This is a genomic window from Oscillospiraceae bacterium (genome assembly GCA_015068525.1).
Classification (GTDB): domain Bacteria; phylum Bacillota; class Clostridia; order UMGS1840; family HGM11507; genus SIG450.
In genome coordinates, this window is record SVKJ01000045.1 from 1 (window position 1) to 4,377 (window position 4,377).

The 4,377-nt window shown below is 32.7% G+C and carries 4 protein-coding genes and 1 tRNA gene; 4 read left to right on the forward strand and 1 reads right to left on the reverse strand.

Features of this window, described 5'->3' with window-relative positions; translation table 11 throughout:
* Positions 1-51 precede the first annotated feature (51 nt).
* Positions 52-127, forward strand: a tRNA-Lys gene (locus E7419_08185).
* A gap of 174 nt (positions 128-301) precedes the next feature.
* Here E7419_08185 and E7419_08190 read toward each other — a convergent pair.
* Positions 302-1,459, reverse strand: coding sequence for an IS3 family transposase (locus tag E7419_08190; GenBank protein MBE7015155.1), 1,158 nt, complete (start codon positions 1,457-1,459; stop codon positions 302-304).
* A 134-nt stretch (positions 1,460-1,593) separates the two neighbouring features.
* On the opposite strand from E7419_08190, the gene E7419_08195 reads away from it, so the two are divergent.
* The 3 genes from E7419_08195 (at position 1,594) to E7419_08205 (ending at position 4,079) form a co-directional block, all read left to right on the forward strand.
* Positions 1,594-2,766 carry a nucleotidyltransferase gene (locus tag E7419_08195; protein MBE7015156.1) on the forward strand — a complete coding sequence of 391 codons (1,173 nt, stop codon included), beginning with the start codon at positions 1,594-1,596 and terminating at the stop codon, positions 2,764-2,766.
* On the forward strand, positions 2,756-3,187 hold the full coding sequence (locus E7419_08200; GenBank protein MBE7015157.1) for a hypothetical protein: 432 nt from the start codon (positions 2,756-2,758) through the stop codon (positions 3,185-3,187). The genes E7419_08195 and E7419_08200 overlap by 11 nt, the downstream gene beginning before the upstream one ends.
* Before the next feature lie 145 nt (positions 3,188-3,332).
* Entirely contained in the window at positions 3,333-4,079 is a 747-nt protein-coding gene (locus tag E7419_08205) for a hypothetical protein (protein MBE7015158.1), read from the forward strand.
* The last annotated feature ends 298 nt before the right edge of the window (positions 4,080-4,377 follow it).

The window sequence follows — 4,377 nt, forward strand, 5'->3', positions numbered from 1 at the left end:
ACTTTGACTCTGGTATGCGCAGGTTCAAGTCCTGCCAGCCCAGCCATATACGGGCCATTAGCTCAGTCGGCAGAGCACTTGACTTTTAATCAAGTTGTCCGGGGTTCGAATCTCCGATGGCTCACCAAATAAACAGACACCTTAATTTGAACTATGAATGTTCGAATAAAGATGTCTGTTTTTATTTTGAATAGCAAAATAAAGGCTTTGTTAGCATTTCCTGAAAAATATTAATGCTACACTAGAACCAATTTGTGTTAAAATATAAAATGTTTTGCAAAAAAAGTTTCTAAAGAACTACTCACTGTTCGATTGAAACTTTTTCTTTTTGGCTTGAATAGTGGTAATAATCAGATTCTGCCTTGTTAGGTGTACGATTACGCAAGTATGAATGTGGTCTTCTTTCGTTATAGAAAATTATATATTCTCCCAAAGATTTTCGCAAATGTTTTTCAGATCTATAATTTGTTCTATATAATTCTTCTTGCTTAAGTGACTTAAAAAAAGATTCACAAACTGAGTTGTCATATGGAACACCTTTTCTTGAAAATGATTGTTGTATGCCAAATGAGATTAGGCAATCTCTAAAAGCCTTTGCGGTATAGTTTCTTCCTTGATCAGTATGAAATAATAATTTTGACGTATCAGGATCCCTTTCTTCGTATGCATTGATTAGGCAAGTTTTGGTTAACCATGTGGAATTTCTTTTAGAGATAGTATAGGAAATGATTTTTCTTGCGTACAGATCCAAAACAACGCAAATAAAATATCTTTTGCCATTCAGAACAAAATATGTAACATCACTTACCCATACTTCATTAGGAGAACCAGGTTTAAATTGTTGTTTAAGTATATTTTCTTTGCGCTCTTTATTTTGAAGATATATTGTTTTGGAACTTGATTTTATACTAAACCAACCGTTTGCGTGCATTATCTTAGCAACCGTTTTCTCTGTTGTTTTGTAGCCTCTGTCATTCATAATCGCGGTTATTTTGCCGGCACCAAAGATTTGCTTGCTTTCGTTATATATTTCCTCTACGACTGGGGTTAATTCTTTTATTCTTTGAGCTGCTAATGTGTTTCCGTTTTTATTTCTGAATATATGATTGTAATAGCTTCCTTTTGGAACATTAAGAGCATCGCATAATGTGGTTATACTGTATACGGTGGAAAGCTCTTTAATGACTTCAAACCTTTGTCTTAAAGGTGCATCAACAGTACATCCGCAGATTTTGAGAATTTGAATTATATTTTCAAGTTTTTCGCAATGCATTTTCAACTTATTGTAATCGCCCTTGTTTAATGACTTAATGTTGTTGCTTGAATTACACTCGTTAACCCACTTGTACAATGTACTTCTTGCAATTCCGGTAGAATTGTGAATGGAAGTGATAGAAAAGCCGCTTTCGTATTGCTTAATAATTTTCTCCTTATCTTGCTTTGAATATGATTTGTTCATAGAAAAGAAACCTCCTTTAAAGTTAAAATGGTTTCTATTGTATCATAAAATATCAAAACAAGCAAAAAACTTGCTAATTTTGGAGAAATATGGTATAATAAATAAAAACTTCAATTGTAAAAGGAGGCAACCTCATGGAAAAATCTTACAAGCTAGGCTTAATCTTTGACAATCTTGCCGATGAATTAAATATAACAGAAGAAATGTTAAAAAAAGCAGAAACTGCTTATGATTCTTTAGGGGATTATTTAAAATCAAAAAATGATGAATGGGATGTAGTGGTTTATCCTCAAGGTTCTTTTGAGTTAGGAACTGTGGTAAAACCAGTGAATCCTAAAGAACAGTATGATGTTGATTTAGTTGTGTTAATTAAAAGCCCTGTTTTTAGTGCTAAAGAAATTCGTGCGGAGGTAAAGGAACTTTTAACTGCATATGGTCGATATGAAGGAATGATCGAAGATAAGAAACCGTGTATTAGAATTCGATATTCGGATTCCTCACAATTTCATATGGATATAGCATGTGCTAAAAATTGTGCCACACATGATGATACTATAGAAATTGCACGTCATGACGGAACAGGGTTATACTATTACGATATAAGCAATCCTCAAGGGTATATTGATTGGTTTAAAAAAGCTATGCAATACGAAACTATTTTAAAAGAACATGTTGTAATGCATAGTGCTCAAACAACAGTTGAGGATTTGCGACTCTCAAGGATGAGAAATCCTCTGCAAAAGGCAATACAAATTTTGAAGAGACATAGAGATATATATTTCACCAACAAGCCTAATTCTGATAAAAGACCTGCATCAATAATTATAACTACTTTATGTGCAATGGCGTATGAAGATACATTTGGGTTATATGAAAAAAACAATGTGTATTTAACAATTTTAAATATGTTGGAGCAGTTTCCTAAATATTTAGAGAAGAATTTAGATGGAGAGTATTGGTTAAATAATCCATCCAATACTAGTGAAAACTTCTTGAATAAGTGGAATGATGATCAGACTCTTGTTTCTGCGTTTAATGAGTGGATTATAAAAGCAAAAAAAGATATCGTTATAAATCCAGAAGAATTTATTGAGAGTGATCAGCAAAATTTGAAAAAGTCATTGTCAGAGTCGTTTGGTCAAGAAATTGCTGAAAATACATTAGTGAATTTTGGTAAGAGAATAGGGGAAATGGCAGATGCAGGAGAATTATTGTTTGAAAAAGATGGTGGAAATATAACGGCAGATAAAACAAGAGGAACTGAGTATAATAGACACACATATTTTGGCGGTACATATGAAAGATAAAGCATTAGTATATATGTTCAGAGATATTTCGCAACTTATGGCACTTGGGTGTAAAGTTGTTTCTAGAACTAGGAACACCTTTGGTGCCGAACTTATAGTGAGAGATGGTAAATACAAATTGCGAATAGACTATACAAAAGGGAGAAAACCAAAAGTATTTGTAATAAGCCCTGAAATAGATATGAGAAATAGTGTGGAAATACACACTTTTGGCGCAAAATATCATAACGACTATAAGAGAAAAATACCTGAACTCTGTTTAACATATTATGAAGAAGATAAGTGGGATAAGTCTATGCCTATTATTAAAACTTTTGTGCCTTGGGCTGTAGAATGGACAGAGTTTTATGAACTTTGGTTGCTAACAGGCAAATGGTTTGGTAAGGGAGTACATCCACAGAGGGAGAAAATAGATGATTAAAAAAATATTAATAGCAATTAGCATATTTATAATTAACATTATATTGGTTGTTGGGGTGATCTTTGGAGAAATAAATCAAGTTGCGGGACTAGCTAGTATTAGCGGAATTTTTTTAGGATTTGCTATCCCTGATGCATTACACAAAATTCAGGATTGTACAGATACCTCGAATTGGAAGGTTTCTCTTCGCAAACTTCTAAGGGGTAAGCTTATCTCAAAGCAATCTTTAATTCGAATCTCTTTTGCATATTTATATAGAATACAGATTGACGGTAAATATCTTCTAGTTAAAAATGCAAGAGGAACGCAAAAGTTTCAGCCTGTTGGTGGAGCATATAAATATAACGAAACAGAAAAAGACCATATTTCTAAAAATTTTTGTGTTGTTGACGATAACAAAATACCAATTGATAAATGCTCTAAACAAGATTATAGAATGTATGTATATGCAAAAAACTTAAAAAAATTTGTAAGGAGATTTAATAAGACACAAGATCGTGAAACTGTTAAAAATTTGAGTAGAGAGTTTCAGGAGGAAATGATCAAAACTGGTATTGTTGATTTTGATCATATTGAATATAGGTATTGTGGCAGGCATTTCACAGATGTGCAATATAGTAGATTTTTTGATTGTTATGAATTGCTATTAGCAGATATTATTGAGCTTATCCCAAACAACGAACAGGAAATAAAATTGAGAGAATTAATGGACGCTGATACCGATAAGTATATTTTTGCAACTGATAAGCAGATCAGCACCTGTGGAGTTGAGGAAAATAGCACTAATATGTTAGAGAAAATATCAGATCACACTATCAAAATATTGCAAAAAACTGAAGACCAGTTAATGGTAAAAAAGAAAGAAAAGAGAAAATATAAAATCATATTTTAATAAAATGTGATACATTACGAAAAAAAGAGGCATCTAAACATTTGCCTTTTCCCCAAAAAGCACTTCTTCGGAAGTGCTTTTTTCAATTAAATCCGTCTGCGACTGAATAAATCTGCTGTGCAGATGAAATCACTTCGTGATGAAATCTTGCATCTTTATTGTTCTGCTTTGCCAGTTAAAAACCGCTTAACCAATAGGGTTAGGCGGTTTTTACTTTCCTTTCAAGAACGGTTAAATTATCAACTTTCTAACCATTTTTTAACCAAAGAAGCGGTCCGAATTCTGGTGTTAAGAGCAT